We start from the raw sequence: 18,549 nt of genomic DNA, 5'->3' as shown, positions 1-18,549 counted from the left end.
CGGCACACTTTTTCACGTAACTGCCGATACGTCTACTGTGGGTGGGACGGCAGTAACAGTGAACGCGGAGGTGGCGATGAGGGTCGTATTCGTGCACGGGGCGTGCGTGCGGGATGGCTGGTGGTGGTGGCACCGCATGACCGGATTGCTGGAGGAGCGGGGGGTGGCGAGCGTGGCCCCGGCGCTCCCGAGTTGCGGAGAGGCCGGCGCGCCGGGAGGTGCCGGTGGCCCGGGGTTGACCGAAGACGTCGGCGCCGTGCGGCAGGTGCTGCAGGACAGCGACGAGCCGACCATCGTGGTCGCTCACAGCTATGGCGGCATCGTGACGGCGGCGGCGGCCGCGGGCGTTGGATCGGTGCGCCACCTGCTGCTGATCTCCAGCTACCTGCCTGAGGTTGGGCAGAGCTTGTCAGACTTCGGCGACGGCACCCCCGCACCATTCCTCAACATCGACACCAACGCCGGGACGTTCGGAGTCCGCCCCGAGCTGCTTGTGGGCACATTCCTGCAGGACTGCGACGATGACGCCCAGTCCCAGGCGGCTGATCATCTCGCCCGTCAGAGCGTGCAGGTGATCGGGGAGCCGGTCGGGGCGGCCGCATGGAAGGACGTGCCCTCGACGTACCTCGTGTGCACCCGAGACGCAGGCACCCCGGTCCGATTGCAGCGCGAGTTCGCTCGCCGGGCCGGCCGTGTCGTCGAGCTCGACGCGGGCCACCACCCGTTCCTGTCTCAGCCCGTCGCGGTCCGCGACCTGCTGCTGAGACTGTGAGCCGCACATTGAAGAGTGAACTGTTCGACGCGATCGTCGACGACGCTCTGCGACGCGGCCGACAAAGGCCCGTCCCGTTCCTCGACTACGACCTGGAGATCCGCACCGTCATCTGCTCTACGAACGCGATCGAATCGTTGAACGCCCGCTACCGGCGGGCGATCAAGGCTCGCGGCCACTTCCCGAACGAGCTGGCCGCGTTGAAGTGTCTGTATCTGGTGACCCGGTCCGTGGACCCCACCGGAGCAGGCAGAACCCGATGGACGATGCGCTGGAAACCCGCCTTGAACGCCTCCGCCATCACCTTCAGCGACCGCTTCCCAGCCGCTGGAACCTACACCACGTAGCAGCGCATGATGTCCCGGTAGTTGCTGAGCGTCGTCTCCTGGACGTCCAGTTCGCGCTCGTTGAGCCAGCTCTCCAACTCGGCAGCGACGGTGCCGTCGGCCCCGAGGCCTGCTCCGCCGTAGGCGGCTTGTGCGTCCTGCTCCGCCTTGAGGGCAGCGGCCTGATTGGGGAACCCCTGCCGCTTGTGCTGGCGGCGCCGCCCGTTCACGTCGGGCGGGAGGTCGATGATGAAGAACCAGCGGGTCTGGCCGTTGGCGAGGCGGTAGTTGTAGACAGCCATGAGGCTGCACCTCCGCAGTAACGGGATCGAGGGATGCAACCCACGTTAAGCGATCTCCGTTACCGCCAGCGTTACCGCAAGACCACACATGATCTTCTATATCCGCTGGTGAATACCAGTCGGGACGGCCGGATTCGAACCGACGACCCCTTGACCCCCAGTCAAGTGCGCTACCAAGCTGCGCCACGTCCCGCCCCCGCGTGGTTTCCCCCGCGGCAGCCGGTACAGCTTAGCGCAGCAGCTCTGAGTCGTCCGCACAGGCCCCACCGGCATCGCGAGGTAGCCGAACCATCCCACAACGAGCTACCGCACACTCCCCAAAGCGTCCTAGGAGGGTGGGGTTGGACAGGGAAATGCCGGATGGGCGGGGTCGCCCATCCGGCATCAGGAGTGCTGGACCGCGTCAGCCGTGCGCCTTGCCTCTGCCGCCGGGGCCGAGCTTCTTACGCGGGCGGACCGAGATCTCGATCGGGCTGCCCTCGTACCCGAATTCCTCGCGGAGCTTGCGCTCGACGAAGCGCTGGTAGCCGGCGTCCAGCGGGCCGGTGGTGAAGAGCACGAACCGTGGCGGCGCCACACCGGCCTGCGTCGCGAACAGGATCCGCGGCGCCCGCCCACCACGTACCGGGTGGGGGGTGGCCTGCACCAGCGCGGTCAGCCACTGGTTGAGGTGCGCGGTCGGCACGCGGGTTTCCCAGCTGGCCAACGCCTTGTTCAGGGCGGGGGCCAGCTTGTCCACGGCACGGCCGGTCATCGCCGACAGGTTCAGCCGGATCGCCCAGGGGATGCGGCGCAACTCCCGGTCGATCTCCTTGTCCAGGTAGTACCGACGGTCGGCGTCGACCAGGTCCCACTTGTTGAACGCGATGACCAGCGCCCGGCCCGACTCGGTCACCATCGACAGGATCCGCTGGTCCTGCTCGCTGATCGGCTCGCTGGAGTCCAGCAGCACCACGGCCACCTCGGCGGCCTCGATCGCGCCGGCGGTACGCAGGCTGGCGTAGTACTCGGTGCCGCTGGCCTTGCCGACCCGCTTGCGCAGTCCGGCGGTGTCCACCAGCTGCCAGGTCTGACCGCCGATCTCGACAAGGCTGTCCACCGGGTCCACAGTGGTGCCCGCCACCGAGTCGACGACCGCCCGCTCCTCACCGGAGAACCGGTTGAGCAGGCTGGACTTGCCGACGTTCGGCCGGCCGACCAGCGCCACCCGGCGCGGCCCGCGCGGACGGTTCTCCACGATCGCCGGTGCCTCCGGCAGCGCGGCGAGGATGGCGTCCAGCAGGTCGCCGGAGCCGCGTCCGTGCAGCGCGGACACCGGGAACGGCTCACCGAGACCGAGCGACCACAGCGAGGTGGCCTCCATCTCGATGGAGTTGTTGTCGGCCTTGTTGGCCACCAGGATCACCGGCTTGGCGCTGCGCCGCAGCATCTTCACCGCTGCCTCGTCGACGTCGGTGGAGCCCACCATCGCGTCGACCACGAAGAGCACCACGTCGGCGGTGACGACCGCCGTCTCGGCCTGCGCGGCGATGGCCGCGGCCCGGTCCTTCGCGTCCGGTTCCCAACCGCCGGTGTCCACCACTGTGAACGCCCGGCCGTTCCACTGCGCGTCGTACGGGACCCGGTCGCGGGTCACGCCAGGAACGTCCTCGACGACCGCCTGCCGGCGGCCGATGATCCGGTTGACCAGGGTCGACTTGCCCACGTTGGGGCGGCCGACCACAGCCACCACCGGCTGCGGGCCGCTCGGTTCCTCGACGACGAGTTCGGGCTCACGAAGCTCGACCCACCCTGCACCCTCGCTCATGCCACGCCCCGCTCGGTGAGCAGGTCGCGCATCCGCGCCACGACCTCGTCGATGCCCAGCTCGGTGGTGTCCAGCACCACCGCGTCGGGCGCCTGGGCCAGCGGGTTGACCTTGCGGGTCGAGTCGAGACGGTCCCGCCGCGCCAGGTCGGCGGCCGTGGCCGCCACGTCGGCGGCGTCCTCGGCGCTGCGCCGGGCTGCACGGGCCGCCTCGGAGGCGGTCAGGAAGACCTTCAGGTCGGCGTCCGGCGCCACGATCGAGCCGATGTCACGACCCTCGACCACCATCCGACCAGCGTTGGCGATCATCTCGCGCTGCCGGGTGACGAGCAGCTCACGAACAGCCGGCACGGCGGCGACGGCGGAAACCGCGCCGGTCACCTCGGCGCCACGGATCTCCGCGTCCACGCCCACACCGTCGACGGTCACGGCGTACCCCTGCGGGTGGGTGCCGATGCGCAGGTTGACCTCGCCGGCGACCTTCGCCACCGACGCGCTGTCGGTGAGGTCCACGCCGGAGCGCAGCACGGCCCACGTGATCGCCCGGTACATCGCCCCGGTGTCGAGGTATCGCGCACCGATGCTCGCGGCGAGCCGCCGCGACACGGTGGACTTACCCGACCCGGACGGCCCGTCCACAGCGACCACACATCGCCCGAACCGTACGTTTTCCTCCACCGTGTCCTCCTCAGCCCGTACCTCACGGATCGCCCGGTGAGCTGGCGCCGCAAGCGGTTGTCAATCGTCATCAATCATGCCCGGGTGCGTTGACGAACCCGCGCGCGACGCCGCCGGAGGCGACCCACGCCACCCGGGCGGCCGCGTCCCGGCCATCGGTGGAGCCTACCGGCTGCCGTACCCCGAACTCGGGGGTCAGTCACCCACCGCGTTGAACAGGGCGGCGACCTCGGCGTTGGTCAACCGCCGGAGCCGTCCGGTCCGCAGTTCACCGAGCCGGATAGGACCGATCGAGGTACGCACCAGCCGGGTGACCGGGTGGCCGACCTCGTCCATCAGCCGTCGGACGATGTGCTTGCGGCCCTCGTGCAGACTCAGCTCCACCTGGGCGGATTTGCCCAGAGTGTCCACCACCTTGAACGAGTCGACCTTGACCGGCCCGTCCTCCAACTCGACGCCGGCCAACAGGCGCTTGCTCAGGTTGCGTGGGATCGGCCCGACCACCTCGGCGAGGTAGGTCTTCAGCACCTCGTACGAGGGGTGCATGAGCTTGTGCGCGAGGGTGCCGTCGTTGGTGAGCAGCAGCAGGCCCTCACTGTCCGCGTCGAGCCGCCCCACGTGGTAGACCCGCTGCTCCAGCCGGGCGCCGATGAAGTCGGCCAGCTCGTTGCGTCCCTTGTCGTCCGCCATGGAGGTGACCACCCCACGCGGCTTGTTCATCGCCACGTAGACCAGGCGGATGTCGACCTGGAGGCGCTCACCGTCCACGTGGATCACGGAGGTGGCCGGGTCGACCTTGTCGCCGAGCTTGGCGACCCGCCCGTCCACGGTGACCCGGCGGCGGAAGATCAGGTCCTCACAGGCGCGCCGGGAACCCACGCCGGCGGCGGCGAGCACCTTCTGCAGGCGCTCAGCCCCCTCGTAGACGGGCGCGTCGGGTTTCGGGGAACGGTTATCGGGTCGCATCAGCAAGCTCTTCTACGTCGTCGGGCAGGAAGGGTGCGAGGGGCGGCAGCTCGTCGACGGTGTTCAGCCCGAGCTTCTCCAGGAACAGCGTGGTGGTCTTGTACAGGAACGCCCCGCTGTCCGTTTCGGTGCCGCACTCCTCGATGAGGCCGCGGGTGACCAGCGTACGGATGACCCCGTCGCAGTTCACACCCCGGATGGCTGAGATTCGCGAACGGGTCACCGGCTGCTTGTACGCAACCACGGCGAGCGTCTCCAACGCCGCCTGGGTCAGTCGTACGGACTGCCCGTCCAACACGAACCGCTCGACGTACGTAGCGTATTCCGGCCGGGTGTACAGCCGCCACCCACCGGCCGCCCGGCGCAGCTCGAACCCGTGCCCTGCCGTTGTGTAACCGGCAGCGATCTCGTCGAGCATCGGCCCGACCCGCTCGGCCGGCTGCTCCAGCACCTGGGCCAGCACCAGCTCGCTGACCGGCTCGTCGACGACCAGCAGGATCGCCTCCAACGCGCCGCGCAGCTCGGTGTCGGACAGCTCGGGCGCGGGCTCCGGCGCAGCCGTCACCCGCCGCCGCCCCGCCTGCTGCCGCCGGGGTACGTCCCCAGCGTCACCCGACTCCCCCGCCGTGCCCTTCGTCACCCCACCGAGGTCCGGCCCCGCCGAGGTCACCTCCTCCGAGGCCGCCTCCTCCGAGGTCGAGGCTGCTTCCTCCGAGGCCACCTCGACATGCTGTGGCTCATCGGCACCAGGTTCTTCGGTGTCCGGTGGTGCGGCTGACTCGTCCAGTGGCGTGGGGGTGTCCTCGGTGGCGGGCGGGCGGGGGCGGTCCCACGGGGGCACCCAGGCGGCAGCCTGGTCGGCCAGCGAGTCCCGGCGTTGCTCGTCAGTCATCCCGCGCACCCTCCGTCATTCCCGTCCCATCCGGCCCGCCGGCCTCCCCCACCGGCTCAGAGCCGGGCTCCACCGACGCAGGCTCGGGCCCCGCCGCCGGCTCAGACCCAGCCCCCGCCGGCTCAGCCCCCGGCGGCTCAGGCCCACCAGGCCCCGGCGGCTCCAGGTCGGCCGGGGTGCCGGCGTACTCGTCGACGTGCAGCTCGGTGTCGCCGTCGGCCGGGCCGGTCCAGCGCACTGTGAGCTCCTCCAGTGCCTGCTCCTGAACGAAGGAGACGAGGCCCTCCCGGTACAGCTCCAGCAGGGCGAGGAACCGGGCCACCACCTCCAGGGTGGCCTCGCAGTCGGCGCAGAGCAGCGAGAACGTGGCGGTGCCGGCCCGGCGCAGCCGGGCGGCGAGGATGGCCGCGTGTTCCCGGACACTGACCCGCACCATGTGCACGTGGGCGATGGAGACCTCCGGCACCGGCTTCGGGGTCATCGCCTTCACTGCCAGCTTCAGCAGCCGCTGGGGGCCGATGCCGAGCACCAGGTCGGGTAGCGCCTCGGCGTAGCGGGGTTCCAGGCTGACCGCGCGCGGGTAGCGCCGGCCGCCGACGGCCTCCAGCTCGGCGATGTGCGCCGCCGCCTCCTTGTACGCCTTGTACTGCAACAGCCGGGCGAAGAGCAGGTCCCGTGCCTCCAGCAGGGCGAGGTCGGCTTCGTCCTCCACCTCGGCGGCGGGCAGCAGTCGGGCCGCCTTCAGGTCGAGCAGGGTCGCGGCGATCAGCAGGAACTCGCTGGCCTCGTCCAGGTCCCAGTCGTCGCCCATCGCCCTGATGTAGGCGATGAACTCGTCGGTGACCGTGTGCAGGGCCACCTCGGTGACGTCGAGTTTGTGCTTGCCGATCAGTTGCAGCAGCAGGTCGAACGGGCCGGTGAAGTTGGCCAGTCGAACAGTGAAGCCACTGGCAGTGGGATCGACGGGCGGCACACCGTCGACCACTGCCGCGTCGGCGGTCTCGGGCGGGTCGAGGGGTGGCGCGGTCACCGGACGACCGTAGTCCACGAGTCGGGCACCGGGCGTTCCGGCTACCGCTCCGACTGGGCGGCGATCACCTCGCGGGCCAGTTGACGGTAGTTACGTGCCCCGGAGGAGGCCGGGTCCATCGTCGTGATGGGGGCACCGGCCACGGTGGACTCGGGGAACTTCACCGTCTTGGTGATGACGGTCTGGTAGACCTTGTCGCCGAACGCTTCCACCACCCGCTGGAGGACCTGGCGGCAGTGCGTGGTGCGGCTGTCGTACATGGTGGCGAGGATGCCTTCGAGTTCCAGGTCGAAGTTGAGCCGCTCGCGCACCTTGTCGATGGTGTCCAGCAGCAGTGCCACACCGCGCAGGCTGAAGAACTCGCACTCCAGCGGGATGAGCACGCCGTGTGCGACGGTCAGCGCGTTGATCGCCAGCAGGCCGAGCGACGGCTGACAGTCGATCAGGATGTAGTCGTACTCCTTGCGCACCGTGCGCAGGACCCGGGCCAGGGCCATCTCCCGGGCGACCTCGTTGACGAGCTGGATCTCGGCGGCGGAGAGGTCGATGTTGGCCGGCAGCAGGTGCAGGCCCGCCACGTCGGTCTTGATGACGACGTCCTCGGCGATGATGTCGTCCTGCATGAGCAGGTTGTAGATGGACAGGTCGAGGTTGTGCGGGTTGACGCCCAGGCCCACCGAGAGCGCGCCCTGCGGGTCGAAGTCGACCAGCAGCACCTTGCGGCCGTACTCGGCGAGCGCCGCGCCCAGGTTGATGGTGGTGGTCGTCTTGCCGACGCCACCCTTCTGGTTGGCCATCGCGATGATGCGCGCGGGGCCGTGCCGATCGGTGGGCATCGGCTCGGGAATGGGCTTACGCATCGTGTAGGCAGCCGGGTCCGCAGGACCCAGGTCCGCGCCGAGCGTGGCCTGCTGCTCGCGGAGCTCCGACGTCCAGGTCTCGGCACGGTCACCGTTGCCAGCCATGTGCTCGTTGCCCCCTCCCGACGACCCCACCCGGCGTCGGAGCCGTCCGACGTCCTTCGCGGCGCCGCTGCGCACCCCGGTCGTGTCGCCCCAGGAGGTCCGCGCCGATGCCGACTGTACGCCACCGACCAGCAGGGGGTTCGGCACCGGCCCGGCGTGTCGGCGTCGACAGCGACCGGTTCAGCCCAGGGCGCGCGGATGCGCGGTGGCGTACACCTCGCGCAACCGCTCCACGGTGACCAACGTGTAGACCTGGGTGGTGGTCACCGACGCGTGGCCGAGCAGTTCCTGGACCACCCGGACGTCGGCGCCGCCGTCGAGCAGGTGGGTGGCGTACGAGTGGCGCAGGGTGTGCGGGGAGACGGCGGCGGGCCCGTCGACGGGCAGCCCGGCCCGGTCGGCGGCGCGGCGCAAGATGCCCCAGGCGCCCTGGCGGGACAGCGCGCCGCCCCGGGCGTTGAGGAACACCGCCGGGGTGCCCCGGCCGGCGGCGGCCAGCCCGGGGCGCGCCCGGACCAGGTAGGCGCGGACCGCGTCGACGGCGTACCCGCCGATGGGCACCAGCCGCACCCGGCCGCCCTTGCCGCGCAGCAGCACCGTGCCCTCGTCGGTGTCGAGGTCGTCCACGGCGGCGCCGACCGCCTCGGAGATGCGCGCGCCGGTGCCGTACAGGAACTCCAGCAGCGCCCTGTCGCGCAGCGCGAGGGGCGCGTCGTCGCCGGTCGCGGTGATCGGAGCGGCCGTCTCCAGCAGCCGGACCACGTCGTCGACCGGAAGCGCCCGGGGCAGCCGCCGGGGCGGCGTGGGCGGGCGGACGTCGCGGCTCGGATCGGCGCCGGCCAACCCCTCGCGCAGCGCGAAGCGGTGCAGGCCGCGTACCGCGCTGGCCGCGCGGGCGGCGGAGGACACCGCCAGCGGCGGGTGGACGTCGTCGCCGGCGCGCAGCCGCGCCAGGTGCGACTCGACGAGGCCGGCGCCGACCGACGCGAGGTCGGTGACGCCGGCCTCGGCCAGGGTCGCGAGATAGCGGTCCAGATCCCGACGGTACGAGGCGAGCGTGTTCGCGGAGAGGCCACGTTCGACGGTCAGGTGGTCGAGGTAACCGCGAACGGCACGGCGCAGCGCCGGCGTGGGTGGAGCACCCACGCCGGCGGTGTCCGTGCCGCCGGTCAGCCCGCCACCGTTCAGGCCAGCGCGTCGGCCAGCGGGAGCACGTCCATGCCGTGCGCCTCGGCCACCGGGCCGTAGGTGACCTGACCGGCGTGGGTGTTGAGGCCCAGCGCCAGCGCCGGGTCGTTGCGCAGCGCCTCGCGCCAGCCCTGGTTGGCCAGTTCAAGGGCGTACGGCAGGGTGACGTTGGTCAGCGCGTAGGTGCTGGTGTTCGGCACCGCGCCGGGCATGTTCGCGACGCAGTAGAAGATCGACTCGTGCACCTTGTAGACCGGGTCGGCGTGCGTGGTGGGGCGCGAGTCCTCGAAGCAGCCGCCCTGGTCGATGGCGATGTCGACAAGCACGCTGCCCGGCTTCATCCGGGAGACCAGCTCGTTGGAGATCAGTGTCGGGGCCTTCGCGCCGGGCACCAGCACCGCGCCGATGACCAGGTCGGCGTCGAGCACGGCCCGCTCGACCTCGTACGCGTTGGAGGCGACGGTCTGCAGGTGGCCCCGGTAGATCGCGTCGGCCTGCCGCAGCCGGGCGACGTTCTTGTCCAGCAGCAGCACCTCGGACTGCAGGCCCAGCGCGATCGCGGCGGCGTTCATGCCGGAGACGCCGGCGCCGATGACCACGGTCTTGGCCGCGTACACGCCGGAGACACCGCCGGGCAGCACACCACGCCCACCGCCGGTGCGCATCATGTAGAAGGCGCCCACCTGCGGGGCGAGCCGGCCGGCGACCTCGGACATCGGGGCGAGCAGCGGCAGCGACCGGTCGGGCAGCTCGACGGTCTCGTAGGCGATGCCGGTGACCCGGCGGTCGATCAGCGCGTCGGTGCACTCCTTGGAGGCGGCCAGGTGCAGGTAGGTGAAGAGCACCTGCCCCTCGCGCATCCGGTGGTACTCCTCGGCGATCGGCTCCTTGACCTTGAGCACCAGTTCGGCGGTCTCCCACACCTCGTCGGCGGTGGCGAGGATCGTCGCGCCGGCGGTGGCGAACTCCTCGTCGGTGATGCTGGAGCCAACCCCGGCGCCGGACTCGACGAAGACCTGGTGGCCACTGCGGGTGAACTCGTTGACGCCCGCTGGCGTGATCGCCACGCGGTACTCGTGGTTCTTGACCTCGCGTGGGATTCCGACCTTCACGATGCAGACACCTCTCTTCGGGGCTGCTCTCCCCCGACTGCTCGGTGCCGCGACGGCCCCTTTGCCATCGCGGTACACCGGTCCCGCGGCGGCAGTCTAGGCGCGCCCGGCGCCGCCGCGAGCCAGCACAGTGGCATCCGGTGCCCGGGTGTCCTGACGAAGTGTCAGGGCACCGCCGGGATTCGGCGATCGCGCATCACCCTCAGCCGACAGGACAGTGTTTCACCATTATCGTCCCATCTGCCGGGTGGCGGTGCGGACAGCCGGCGAGTGGATCACTAATGTGTCCGCCCATGACCACTCCTCCTTACCAGCCCGGTTACCCCCAGCCGGGGTACCCACAGGGCGTCTCCGACAAGAGCAAGATCGTCGCGGGCATCCTCGGCATCCTGCTCGGCACCTTCGGTGCCGGTCGGTTCTACACCGGACACACCAAGATCGCCGTTCTCCAGCTCGTCGTGAGCGTGGTGACCTGCGGCGTCGGCGCTCTCTGGGGCGTCATCGACGGCATCCTCATCCTGGTCAACGGCGGTACGGACGCGCAGGGCCGTCCGCTGCGCGACTCCTAGACCAGACAGCGAAAGGGGCCCCGCGGTTGACCGCGGGGCCCCTTTGGCGCGTACTCCCCCACCGGCTGGACCGGCGGCGACGCTCAGCGCGGCAGCGGCGCGTCCGCCCGGCGCAGCTGCGTGAAGCCGGTGTCCCGGGCGCGGGCCGCGGCCAGCAGCCCGGCCACCGCGGCCGCGTTGGTGACCTCACCGGCCAGGACCATGGCGACCGCCTCGTCCAGGTCGATCCGGACGACCTGGAGGTCGGCCTCCTCGTCGTGGCGCTCGTGCCGCTCGTCGGCCGGCACGTCGCCGAGGTCGCGGGCCAGGAACACCCGGACGATCTCGTTGGTGAACCCCGGCGAGCTGTGCAGGTCCACCAGCACGTCGACCCGCCCGGCGGTGAGGTCGGCCTCCTCGGCCAGCTCCCGCAGCGCCGCGGCCGGCAACTCCTCGCCGGAGACGTCCATCAGGCCGGCCGGCAGCTCCCACAGGTGCCGGCCGACCGCGTGCCGGTACTGCCGGATCAGCACCACCTGGCCGGCGTCGTCGAGCGCCACCACGGCCACCGCCCCCACGTGCCGGACGAGGTCACGCAGCCCGGTGCCGCCGCCCGGCATGGTCACCTCCTCGGTGACCACGTCGAAGATCCGCCCCCGGTACCGCTCCTGCCGGGAACGCACCTCGTAGCGGTGCTCGACGGCGCTCACGCCGTCGACTCGCTACGCTCGACGACGGCGCGAGACGCCACGCTGCTGAGCCTGCTGGTTCGCTCGCTGCGCTCGCTCACGAGGCCGACGACGCCTTGGTCGCGGCGCCGTTGCGGGCGGCCTTGCGCGTCGTCGGGGCCTCCGCCGCCGCGTCCAGGTCGACCGGCAGCTGGTCGGCCTGCGAGTACGCCACCGCGGCCTTGACGAACGAGGCGAACAGCGGGTGCGGACGGGTCGGACGGCTCTTCAACTCGGGGTGCGCCTGGGTGGCCACGAAGAACGGGTGCAGGCTCCGGTCCAGCTCGATGAACTCGACCAGCCGGCCGTCCGGCGACGTGCCGGAGATGTGCAGGCCCGCCTTCGTCAGCGCGTCCCGGTAGGCGTTGTTCACCTCGTACCGGTGCCGGTGCCGCTCGCTGATCTCGGTGCTGCCGTACGCCTCGGCGACGATCGAGCCCTCGGTCAGCGTCGCCGGGTACGCGCCCAGCCGCATGGTGCCGCCCAGGTCGCCCCGGCCGGCGACGATGTCCTCCTGGTCGGCCATCGTGGCGATGACCGGGTGGGCCGCCTGCTCGTCGAACTCCAACGAGTTGGCGCCGTCCAGGTCGGCCAGGTGCCGGGCCACCTCGATGGTCATGCACTGCAGGCCGAGGCAGAGGCCGAGCAGCGGGATGCCGGCCTCGCGGGCGTACCGGGCGGTGCCGATCTTGCCCTCGATGCCGCGTACGCCGAAGCCGCCGGGGATGAGGATGCCGTCCACGCCGGCCAACGCCGCCGCGGCGCCGGCCGGGGTGACGCACTCGTCGCTGGGCACCCAGCGCAGCTGCACCCGGGCCCGGTGGCCGAAGCCCGCCGCCCGGATCGCCTCACTGACCGACAGGTACGCGTCGGGCAGGTCGACGTACTTGCCGACCACCGCGACGGTGACCGTGTGCCGGGGGCGGTGCACCCGCTCCAGCAGGTCGTCCCAGCTGGCCCAGTCCACGTCCCGGAAGGAGAGGCCGAGCCGGCGCACCACGTACGCGTCGAGCCCCTCCCGGTGCAGCACCTTCGGGATGTCGTAGATGCTCGGGGCGTCCGGGGCGGCGACGACCGCCTCGGCGTCCACGTCGCAGTAGAGCGACAGCTTCTCCTTGAGCTTCACCGGGATCTCCCGGTCGCAGCGGAGCACAATCGCGTCCGGCTGGATACCGATGTTGCGCAGCTGCGCCACCGAGTGCTGGGTCGGCTTGGTCTTCAGCTCACCCGACGGCGCCAGGTACGGCACCAGCGAGACGTGCAGGTAGAAACAGTTGTCGCGGCCCAGGTCGTGGCGGACCTGACGGATCGCCTCCAGGAACGGCAGCGACTCGATGTCGCCGACCGTGCCACCGACCTCGGTGATCACCACGTCGGGGAGCTGGCCGTCCTCGTCCGGGTCGGCCATCGCCAGGATCCGCGACTTGATCTCGTTGGTGATGTGCGGGATGACCTGGACGGTGTCGCCCAGGTACTCGCCGCGCCGCTCCTTGGCGATCACGTCGGAGTAGATCTGGCCGGTGGTGACGTTCGCCTTGCCGGACAGCGCCCGGTCGAGGAACCGCTCGTAGTGCCCGACGTCGAGGTCGGTCTCGGCGCCGTCCTCGGTGACGAAGACCTCACCGTGCTGGAACGGGTTCATCGTCCCCGGGTCGACGTTCAGGTAGGGGTCGAGCTTCTGCATCACCACGCGCAGCCCGCGCGCGGTCAGCAGGTTGCCGAGGCTGGAGGCGGTGAGGCCCTTACCCAGCGAGGAGGCGACGCCCCCGGTGACGAAAATGTGCCTGGTCGTCCGTGCTGATGGGGCCAAGGCCTGCTCCCGTGTCGTCTGTCGCGGTCATGCAGACCGCCGTGCTTGATCAGCAAAGTGATCACGCGATCCACGGGATTCGACGGTAACACCTCCCGGGCGGGTACCCGCAGGCCGCACCCCGGCTGCGACACCTCCGGGCCATCCAGACGAGGTCCGGCGCTCAGGGCGCGGCAACCTCCGTCGATGACCGGGAGACCTGCCGGGGCGGTACGGGCACCGTCGGCGCGGAGTCCGGAGTCGACCCGCTCGCGGTCGGGTCGACCGGCTCGTCGGCGTCCTCACGGCGGTCGCCCGGAGGGTCCGACGCCGGTTGGGTGACCTTCGCCGGCACGCTCGCGGGCGGGCCGCTGATCGGGCGGGGGTGCACCGCGCCCAGTGGCCCACCACCGCCGGACGGGCCGTCACCCCCACCGACCGGGCCGACCCCGCCGGGCCCGGAGTCGTCGTCGGCGCGGGGGCGGCCCGTTGCCGGCCGGGTCCGGTCCGCGGCGTGCCCGAGCACCCGCAGCGACGCCAGGGCGGCCATCGGCACCACCAGGGCGGCGGCAGCGCCCATCAGGTCCAGTGCCGCGCCGTCGAGCACGCCACCGAGCACCGCGGCGACCACGGTGCCGGCCAGCGCGGCCCGGACCGCCGGGTAGATGCCGAACAGCCGCATCAGGCCACCCCACGGCTGCAACAGGGCGAACCACACCAGCAACCCGCCGGCCAGCGCCAGCACGGTCAGCGGACTGTTGACCAACGTCTCGAAGTTCTCCGTGCTGGACCGGTGCACGGCGAACCCGCCGGTGCCGTCACCGAGCGCGGAGAGGAACCGGCCCAGGCTGCCCCGCTCCCCCGGAGGGCGCCGCAGGTCCACCACGGCGAACCCGATGCCGACCGCCAGCGCGGCCATGGTGGCCCAGGCCAGCCGGCTGATCGTCAACCAGCCGCCGGCACTGATCACGGCGGCGACGCTCACCCCCGCGGTGAGCGCGATCGCGCCGACCGGGTCGGCACCCAGGTACGGGCTGCCGACCACCACCACGGCGAGACCACCCACCGCCACCATCACCGCCGGCCGCCAGCCCCGGTGCACCCGTTGGGCGAACCAGCCGCCGGTGAGCAACGCGCCGGCGAGGAACACCCCCAACCCCACAGTGCTCAGCCCGGCGTACCGGCCGCCCTGCAACGCGGAGTAGCCGACCACGCCGTTGAGCTGGAGGCGGGCCCCGGTGAGCACGTCCAGCCCGACCACGAGCGTGGTGAGGCCGGCCACCGCGCCGAGGGGTCCCAGGGTGCCCGCGTACCCGGGGGCGAACCGCACCGCCGCGGTGCCGGCGGCCACCAGCAGCGCTGTCACCCCGGCGAAGATCCACCCGGGGTGCTCACCGCGCCACCAGGGCACCGCGTCGGCCAGCAGCGCCGCCGGCACCGTCAACGCCGCGGCGACCAGCAGCAGCTCCACCACCGCCACGACCCGCCCGGAGACGGGCGTCGGGCCGGCCGGGCCGGCGTGCGGACGGGCCCGGCGCAGCAGCGGCAGGATGGCGAGCGCCAGCAGCACCTGCACCCCGGCGAGCAGCGCGAAGAACACACCGGAGACGGAGCGCTGGGCCGCCGCCTCCCGGTCGGCGTTCGCCGGAGCGTCGATGGCCTCGGCCAGGTCGGCCGGACGGCCGCCGGTGCTGATCGCCGGACGGCCGAGGAAGAGCCGCTCCGGCATGGGCCGGCCCAACGCGGCGAGGGCGGTCGGCGCGAGGTCGACAAGTTGCAGGTACCCGTCTCGGCCGGTGCTGGCCGAGGTGAGCCACCCCCGCTCCCAGCCCGGCCCGTCGGCGACCGCCACGTGCAGCCGTGCCGGCTGGGTGGTGTCGGAGATCCCCGCGACCAGCACCAACGACCTCGGCGGTCGCGCCGCCAGCACCCGGGCCAGCTCGGCGTCCGCCGCGCGGGCCTCCTCGGCGCGGGTCGCCGGATCCTCCCCCTCGACAGTGCCGAGGTCGACGATGCTCAGCACACACGAGCCGAGCAGCGGCCGCGGGTCGGCCGGCAGCCCGGACGCGTACCGGTCGACGCGGCCGAACGGTCGGGCGGCGGCCACCGCCGCGCCCGGGCCCACGGCGACGGAGCACCGCACCGACTCGGACAACGAGCCGGGCATTGCGCCCCAGGGCAGTCGCTGCTGGTTGTACTGGACCACGCTCTCCTGGTCGGGCAGGTTCGCGCCGATGCCGTCCGGCTGTTCGACAGTCACCCCCGCCGACGGGCAACCGTCGACCGACCGGCTGCCGTTCCACGCGGCGAAGCTGCCCGCGCCGAGGGTCAACCAGCCGTCCACCGGGCAGGTGGGCCGGTGCGCGGAACGCACCGACAGGGAGCCGATCGACCCGTCCTGGGCCATCCGCCACAGCGTCGGGGTGCTCTGCGGATCCACGTCCTCCCAGCGCAGCCCGGCGATCCCGGCGAGCACCACGAAGTCGGCGGTGCGTTGCGGTGTGCCCTGGGGTGGGCGGGCGGCGAGCGCGGTGACGCCCAGCGCCACCACGAGCACTGTCAACAGGGCGGGGGCGATTCGGCGCAACATCACCGGTGTCCCGTTCTCGGGGCGTCGGAGCCCGGGGCGGTCGCCGGGCCACCGGGATCCCCGGCCAGCTCGACGTAGAGGGCGACGAGCGTGGCGACGGTGTCCTCCTCGGTCGGCCAGGTCGCCGCCCGTTCGGCGCCACGCCGGCCCAGCTCCGCCCGCGCCGCCGGGTCGTCCAGCAACGCGCGTACGGCCGCGTCGACAGCGTCCACGTCACCGGCGGGCACCCACGTGGCGGCGTCGCCGACCAGCTCCGGGAGGCCGCCCACCTGAGTGGCCACCAGCGGCACACCGGCGCGCAGCGCCTCCTGGGCGAAGAGCTGCCGCGCCTCCCAGTCGCTGGTCACCACCGCCAGGTCGGCGCCGGCGAGGAGGTCGGCCACGTCGGTGCGGTGCCCCAGCAGGGTCACCGGGGCACGGGCCGCCGAGGTCCGCGCGGCGAGCGGCAGATACGCCGGCCCACTGCCCGCGATCACCACGACCGGCGGCGGGGTACGCGTACGCCAGCGGGCCGCCGCGTCGATCAGCACGTCGTAACGCTTCTGCGGGTGCAGCCGGCCGACCGAGAGGATCAGCGGCTGGTCCGGGCGGACACCGAACTCGGCGCGTACCGCCGCCGGGCGTCGACGCGGCGCGGGCAGCGTCGGCGCGGCGACCGGGGCGAGCCGGGCGTCGGCGGCGCCCACCTCGGCGGCCCGTCGCACCAGGTCCGAGGAAGCCCCGAGCGCCACCCGGACGCCCCGGGCCACCACCCGTTCGACGAGCCGGGACACCCCGCCCCGCAGCCCTCCCGCGAGCACCGCGTTGTGCCAGGTGACGACCAGCGGGGCGGTCGGACGGGCCAGCACGGCGACCAACCCGGCCCGCAGGCCGTGCGCGTGCACCACGTCGACGTGAGCGGCGGCGAGCACCCGACGCAGCGCGAGCACCGCCCGGGCGTCGGCCGGAGTCGGGCTGGCCGGGATCTCCACCGGCGCGAACCGGGCACCGACACCGGTGAAGTCGAACTGTTCCTGTGTGGCGGCCGGCCCGCACACCAGGACGGTGGCGCCGCCCGCGACGAGGCCACGGGCCACCGAGCGGACGTGCTGGCCGACCCCACCGGTGCTGGACGCGAGCACCAACGCGACGGTGCCCGACCACCCGGCGGGCAGAGCTGGATCATGTCCCGCGCTCACTGGCCCACCGTCTCCTTCCCGTCGCCCCGCTGCGGGGAGCCCGTGTCCGGCGGCGCACCGCCGGACGACCCCCGCCGGCCCAGACGCCGCACCGCCCCGGCGAGCAGTGGCGCTACGTCCCGCCGGTCGACGAACCAGACCACGGCGAGGAACACCACCCCAACCAGAACCCCGGACAGCATGCCCTGACCCAACGCCGCCGCGATCGTCGGGGTGCCGTCGTCCGACCCGTTGAGCCAACGGGTGAGGCCCAGCCCGGCGAGCCCGGCGAGCACTCCGGCGAGGCCACCGGCCGCCCCGGCCCGGGCCGCACCCGCGAGGGCGGGGCGGCCGGCGCCGCACCGCACCGCCACGAGCAGCAACGCGCCGAGCACCAGCATCCCCACCGAGTTGGCGGACGTCACCGCGAGCACCCGGTCGGCGGTGGGCAGCAGCACCGTCAACGGCACCGCCACGGCCGGAACGGCCAGCCAGCCGAGGGTGATCGCCACCGTCGCCGACCGGGTGTCGCCGCGCGCGTACAGCGCCCGGGACAGCACCGCGAACAGGCCGTAGCCGAGCAGTCCCGGCGCGAACCCGCTGATGGCCGCCGCGGTGGACGCCGGATTGTCCGGGTAGAAGAGGGCGGCGATCGGCTGCGCGGTACCGATCAACGCCGCGACGCCCAGGCAGCTGAAGAGCAGCACGCCCCGCGTCGCGCCGGACAGGGTCCGTCGGTAACCGTCCTCGTCCCCGGCGGCGCTGGCGGCGGCCAGGGTGGGATAGGACGCCACCGCCAACGGCACGGCGAGGACCGCCCACGGCAGCAGATAGATCGCCTGGGCCAGGTTGAACACCTGCGGGGAGCCGGTGGGGCCCCCGGAGACCCGGTTCAGGACCACCAGGAGCGCGATCTGCTGTGCCGCCACCGTCACCGCGCCGGCCGTGGCGAGCCCGCCGATCCGCGCCCGCGCGTCGGCGGTGAAGGCGTACCCGAACCGGGGCCGCAGCCGCAGCCGCCGCAGCGGGATCAGCAGCGAGAGCGACAGCACGACCACGCCCAGCGTGGTGCCGCCGGAGAGGAGCAGTTCGCCGCTGCGGCCCACCTGGGCCACCGACACGCCCCGCCCCTGGGCGGCGCCGAAGGCCACGTAGACGACGACCACTGTGAGGCTGGACAGCAGCGGCGCGATGACCGGCCAGGCGAAGCGTCGGTGTGCCTGCAGGACGCCGGTGAGCACGATGCCGATCCCGTAGAGCGGCAACTGCGGGGCGAACACGCGCAGCATCCGGGCGCCGGCGGCGAGTTCCGCCGCCGATCGTCCCTCGCTGATCAGCGAGATGATCGGGTCGGCGAACAGGACGACGAGCACGGCGAGGGGAACCAGCAGGCTCACCGTCCAGGTGAGCAGGGCGCCGGTGGTGGCCGCCACCGCCCGCCGGTCCTCGGCCGCGACTGCCCCGGCCAGCAGGGGCACGACCAGGCTGGCCAACGCCCCGCCCGCGACGATCTCGAAGACGATGTTCGGCACCGTGTTCGCGATGACGTACATGCCGCCGAGGTCGCTCTGCTCGACCACCCAGGTGAACACGGCGGTGCGGCCGAACCCGGCGAGTCGGCTGGCCACGGTGAGGACGGCGATGAGCGCGGCTGCCCCGGCCAGCCGGCCGGCGCCGGCGAGGGGTGCCGGTCTGGTCAC

At 72.4% G+C, this 18,549-nt stretch carries 17 protein-coding genes and 1 tRNA gene; 3 read left to right on the top strand and 15 right to left on the bottom strand.

Annotated features, from left to right (window positions below; translation table 11 throughout):
* The first annotated feature begins 76 nt into the window (after window positions 1–76).
* Together IW249_RS21455 and IW249_RS21450 are read left to right on the top strand one after the other, a co-directional pair.
* Window positions 77–772 carry an alpha/beta hydrolase gene (locus IW249_RS21455; protein ID WP_196924896.1) on the top strand — a complete coding sequence of 232 codons (696 nt, stop codon included), beginning with the start codon at window positions 77–79 and terminating at the stop codon, window positions 770–772.
* On the top strand, window positions 769–1,119 hold the full coding sequence (locus tag IW249_RS21450) for a transposase (protein ID WP_307788658.1): 351 nt from the start codon (window positions 769–771) through the stop codon (window positions 1,117–1,119). Before IW249_RS21455 ends, IW249_RS21450 begins: the two co-directional genes overlap by 4 nt.
* On the opposite strand, the gene IW249_RS21445 is transcribed toward IW249_RS21450, so the two are convergent.
* The 10 genes from IW249_RS21445 to ald all read right to left on the bottom strand — a co-directional run bounded on the left by IW249_RS21445 (window position 1,107) and on the right by ald (window position 10,037).
* Entirely contained in the window at window positions 1,107–1,400 is a 294-nt protein-coding gene (locus IW249_RS21445) for an Arm DNA-binding domain-containing protein (RefSeq protein WP_196922384.1), read from the bottom strand. The genes IW249_RS21450 and IW249_RS21445 overlap by 13 nt on opposite strands.
* 119 nt (window positions 1,401–1,519) lie before the next feature.
* A tRNA-Pro gene (locus IW249_RS21440) sits at window positions 1,520–1,593 on the bottom strand.
* 210 nt (window positions 1,594–1,803) lie between these two features.
* Window positions 1,804–3,207: a ribosome biogenesis GTPase Der gene (der, locus tag IW249_RS21435; RefSeq protein WP_196922383.1), complete on the bottom strand. Its 1,404-nt coding sequence runs from the start codon at window positions 3,205–3,207 to the stop codon at window positions 1,804–1,806.
* Window positions 3,204–3,884 carry a (d)CMP kinase gene (gene cmk, locus IW249_RS21430; RefSeq protein WP_196922382.1) on the bottom strand — a complete coding sequence of 227 codons (681 nt, stop codon included), beginning with the start codon at window positions 3,882–3,884 and terminating at the stop codon, window positions 3,204–3,206. Before cmk ends, der begins: the two co-directional genes overlap by 4 nt.
* A 195-nt stretch (window positions 3,885–4,079) precedes the next feature.
* Complete coding sequence (locus tag IW249_RS21425; RefSeq protein WP_196922381.1) at window positions 4,080–4,850, bottom strand: pseudouridine synthase; 771 nt, start codon at window positions 4,848–4,850, stop codon at window positions 4,080–4,082.
* Entirely contained in the window at window positions 4,837–5,742 is a 906-nt protein-coding gene (gene scpB, locus IW249_RS21420; RefSeq protein WP_196922380.1) for an SMC-Scp complex subunit ScpB, read from the bottom strand. Before scpB ends, IW249_RS21425 begins: the two co-directional genes overlap by 14 nt.
* Window positions 5,735–6,772, bottom strand: a complete 1,038-nt coding sequence (locus IW249_RS21415) for a segregation and condensation protein A (protein ID WP_307788657.1) — start codon at window positions 6,770–6,772, stop codon at window positions 5,735–5,737. Before IW249_RS21415 ends, scpB begins: the two co-directional genes overlap by 8 nt.
* A gap of 41 nt (window positions 6,773–6,813) precedes the next feature.
* Window positions 6,814–7,737: a ParA family protein gene (locus IW249_RS21410; RefSeq protein ID WP_030487987.1), complete on the bottom strand. Its 924-nt coding sequence runs from the start codon at window positions 7,735–7,737 to the stop codon at window positions 6,814–6,816.
* A gap of 180 nt (window positions 7,738–7,917) precedes the next feature.
* Window positions 7,918–8,883: a site-specific tyrosine recombinase XerD gene (locus IW249_RS21405; protein ID WP_196922378.1), complete on the bottom strand. Its 966-nt coding sequence runs from the start codon at window positions 8,881–8,883 to the stop codon at window positions 7,918–7,920.
* Window positions 8,884–8,921: 38 nt separating this feature from the next.
* Window positions 8,922–10,037, bottom strand: coding sequence for an alanine dehydrogenase (ald, locus tag IW249_RS21400; protein WP_196922377.1), 1,116 nt, complete (start codon window positions 10,035–10,037; stop codon window positions 8,922–8,924).
* Window positions 10,038–10,330: 293 nt separating this feature from the next.
* Between ald and IW249_RS21395 the strand changes: the two genes are divergently transcribed.
* Window positions 10,331–10,606 carry a TM2 domain-containing protein gene (locus IW249_RS21395; protein ID WP_196922376.1) on the top strand — a complete coding sequence of 92 codons (276 nt, stop codon included), beginning with the start codon at window positions 10,331–10,333 and terminating at the stop codon, window positions 10,604–10,606.
* Window positions 10,607–10,689: 83 nt separating this feature from the next.
* Here IW249_RS21395 and IW249_RS21390 read toward each other — a convergent pair whose 3' ends face one another.
* The 5 genes from IW249_RS21390 to murJ all read right to left on the bottom strand — a co-directional run bounded on the left by IW249_RS21390 (window position 10,690) and on the right by murJ (window position 18,549).
* Entirely contained in the window at window positions 10,690–11,295 is a 606-nt protein-coding gene (locus IW249_RS21390; protein WP_196922375.1) for an NUDIX domain-containing protein, read from the bottom strand.
* Window positions 11,296–11,371: 76 nt separating this feature from the next.
* Complete coding sequence (pyrG, locus tag IW249_RS21385) at window positions 11,372–13,123, bottom strand: CTP synthase (RefSeq protein WP_112697923.1); 1,752 nt, start codon at window positions 13,121–13,123, stop codon at window positions 11,372–11,374.
* 163 nt (window positions 13,124–13,286) lie between these two features.
* A complete protein-coding gene (locus IW249_RS21380) occupies window positions 13,287–15,692 on the bottom strand; it encodes a hypothetical protein (protein ID WP_231392601.1) in 2,406 nt (801 codons plus the stop codon).
* Complete coding sequence (locus tag IW249_RS21375) at window positions 15,692–16,870, bottom strand: glycosyltransferase family 4 protein (protein WP_372432987.1); 1,179 nt, start codon at window positions 16,868–16,870, stop codon at window positions 15,692–15,694. Before IW249_RS21375 ends, IW249_RS21380 begins: the two co-directional genes overlap by 1 nt.
* Entirely contained in the window at window positions 16,867–18,549 is a 1,683-nt protein-coding gene (murJ, locus tag IW249_RS21370; RefSeq protein WP_196922374.1) for a murein biosynthesis integral membrane protein MurJ, read from the bottom strand. The genes IW249_RS21375 and murJ overlap by 4 nt, the downstream gene beginning before the upstream one ends.

The organism is Micromonospora vinacea, from assembly GCF_015751785.1.
In the GTDB taxonomy this organism is placed as follows: domain Bacteria; phylum Actinomycetota; class Actinomycetes; order Mycobacteriales; family Micromonosporaceae; genus Micromonospora; species Micromonospora vinacea.
This window is presented reverse-complemented; position numbering and strand designations above follow the sequence as displayed.

What these genes read in the sequence shown, in the direction of transcription:
- IW249_RS21455 (WP_196924896.1), top strand. Translation starts at nt 77, where the DNA reads ATGAGGGTCGTATTCGTGCACGGGGCGTGCGTGCGGGATGGCTGGTGG.
- IW249_RS21445 (WP_196922384.1), bottom strand. Translation starts at nt 1,400, where the DNA reads ATGGCTGTCTACAACTACCGCCTCGCCAACGGCCAGACCCGCTGGTTC.
- der (WP_196922383.1), bottom strand. Translation starts at nt 3,207, where the DNA reads ATGAGCGAGGGTGCAGGGTGGGTCGAGCTTCGTGAGCCCGAACTCGTC.
- IW249_RS21425 (WP_196922381.1), bottom strand. Translation starts at nt 4,850, where the DNA reads ATGCGACCCGATAACCGTTCCCCGAAACCCGACGCGCCCGTCTACGAG.
- scpB (WP_196922380.1), bottom strand. Translation starts at nt 5,742, where the DNA reads ATGACTGACGAGCAACGCCGGGACTCGCTGGCCGACCAGGCTGCCGCC.
- IW249_RS21410 (WP_030487987.1), bottom strand. Translation starts at nt 7,737, where the DNA reads ATGGCTGGCAACGGTGACCGTGCCGAGACCTGGACGTCGGAGCTCCGC.
- IW249_RS21395 (WP_196922376.1), top strand. Translation starts at nt 10,331, where the DNA reads ATGACCACTCCTCCTTACCAGCCCGGTTACCCCCAGCCGGGGTACCCA.
- IW249_RS21380 (WP_231392601.1), bottom strand. Translation starts at nt 15,692, where the DNA reads ATGTTGCGCCGAATCGCCCCCGCCCTGTTGACAGTGCTCGTGGTGGCG.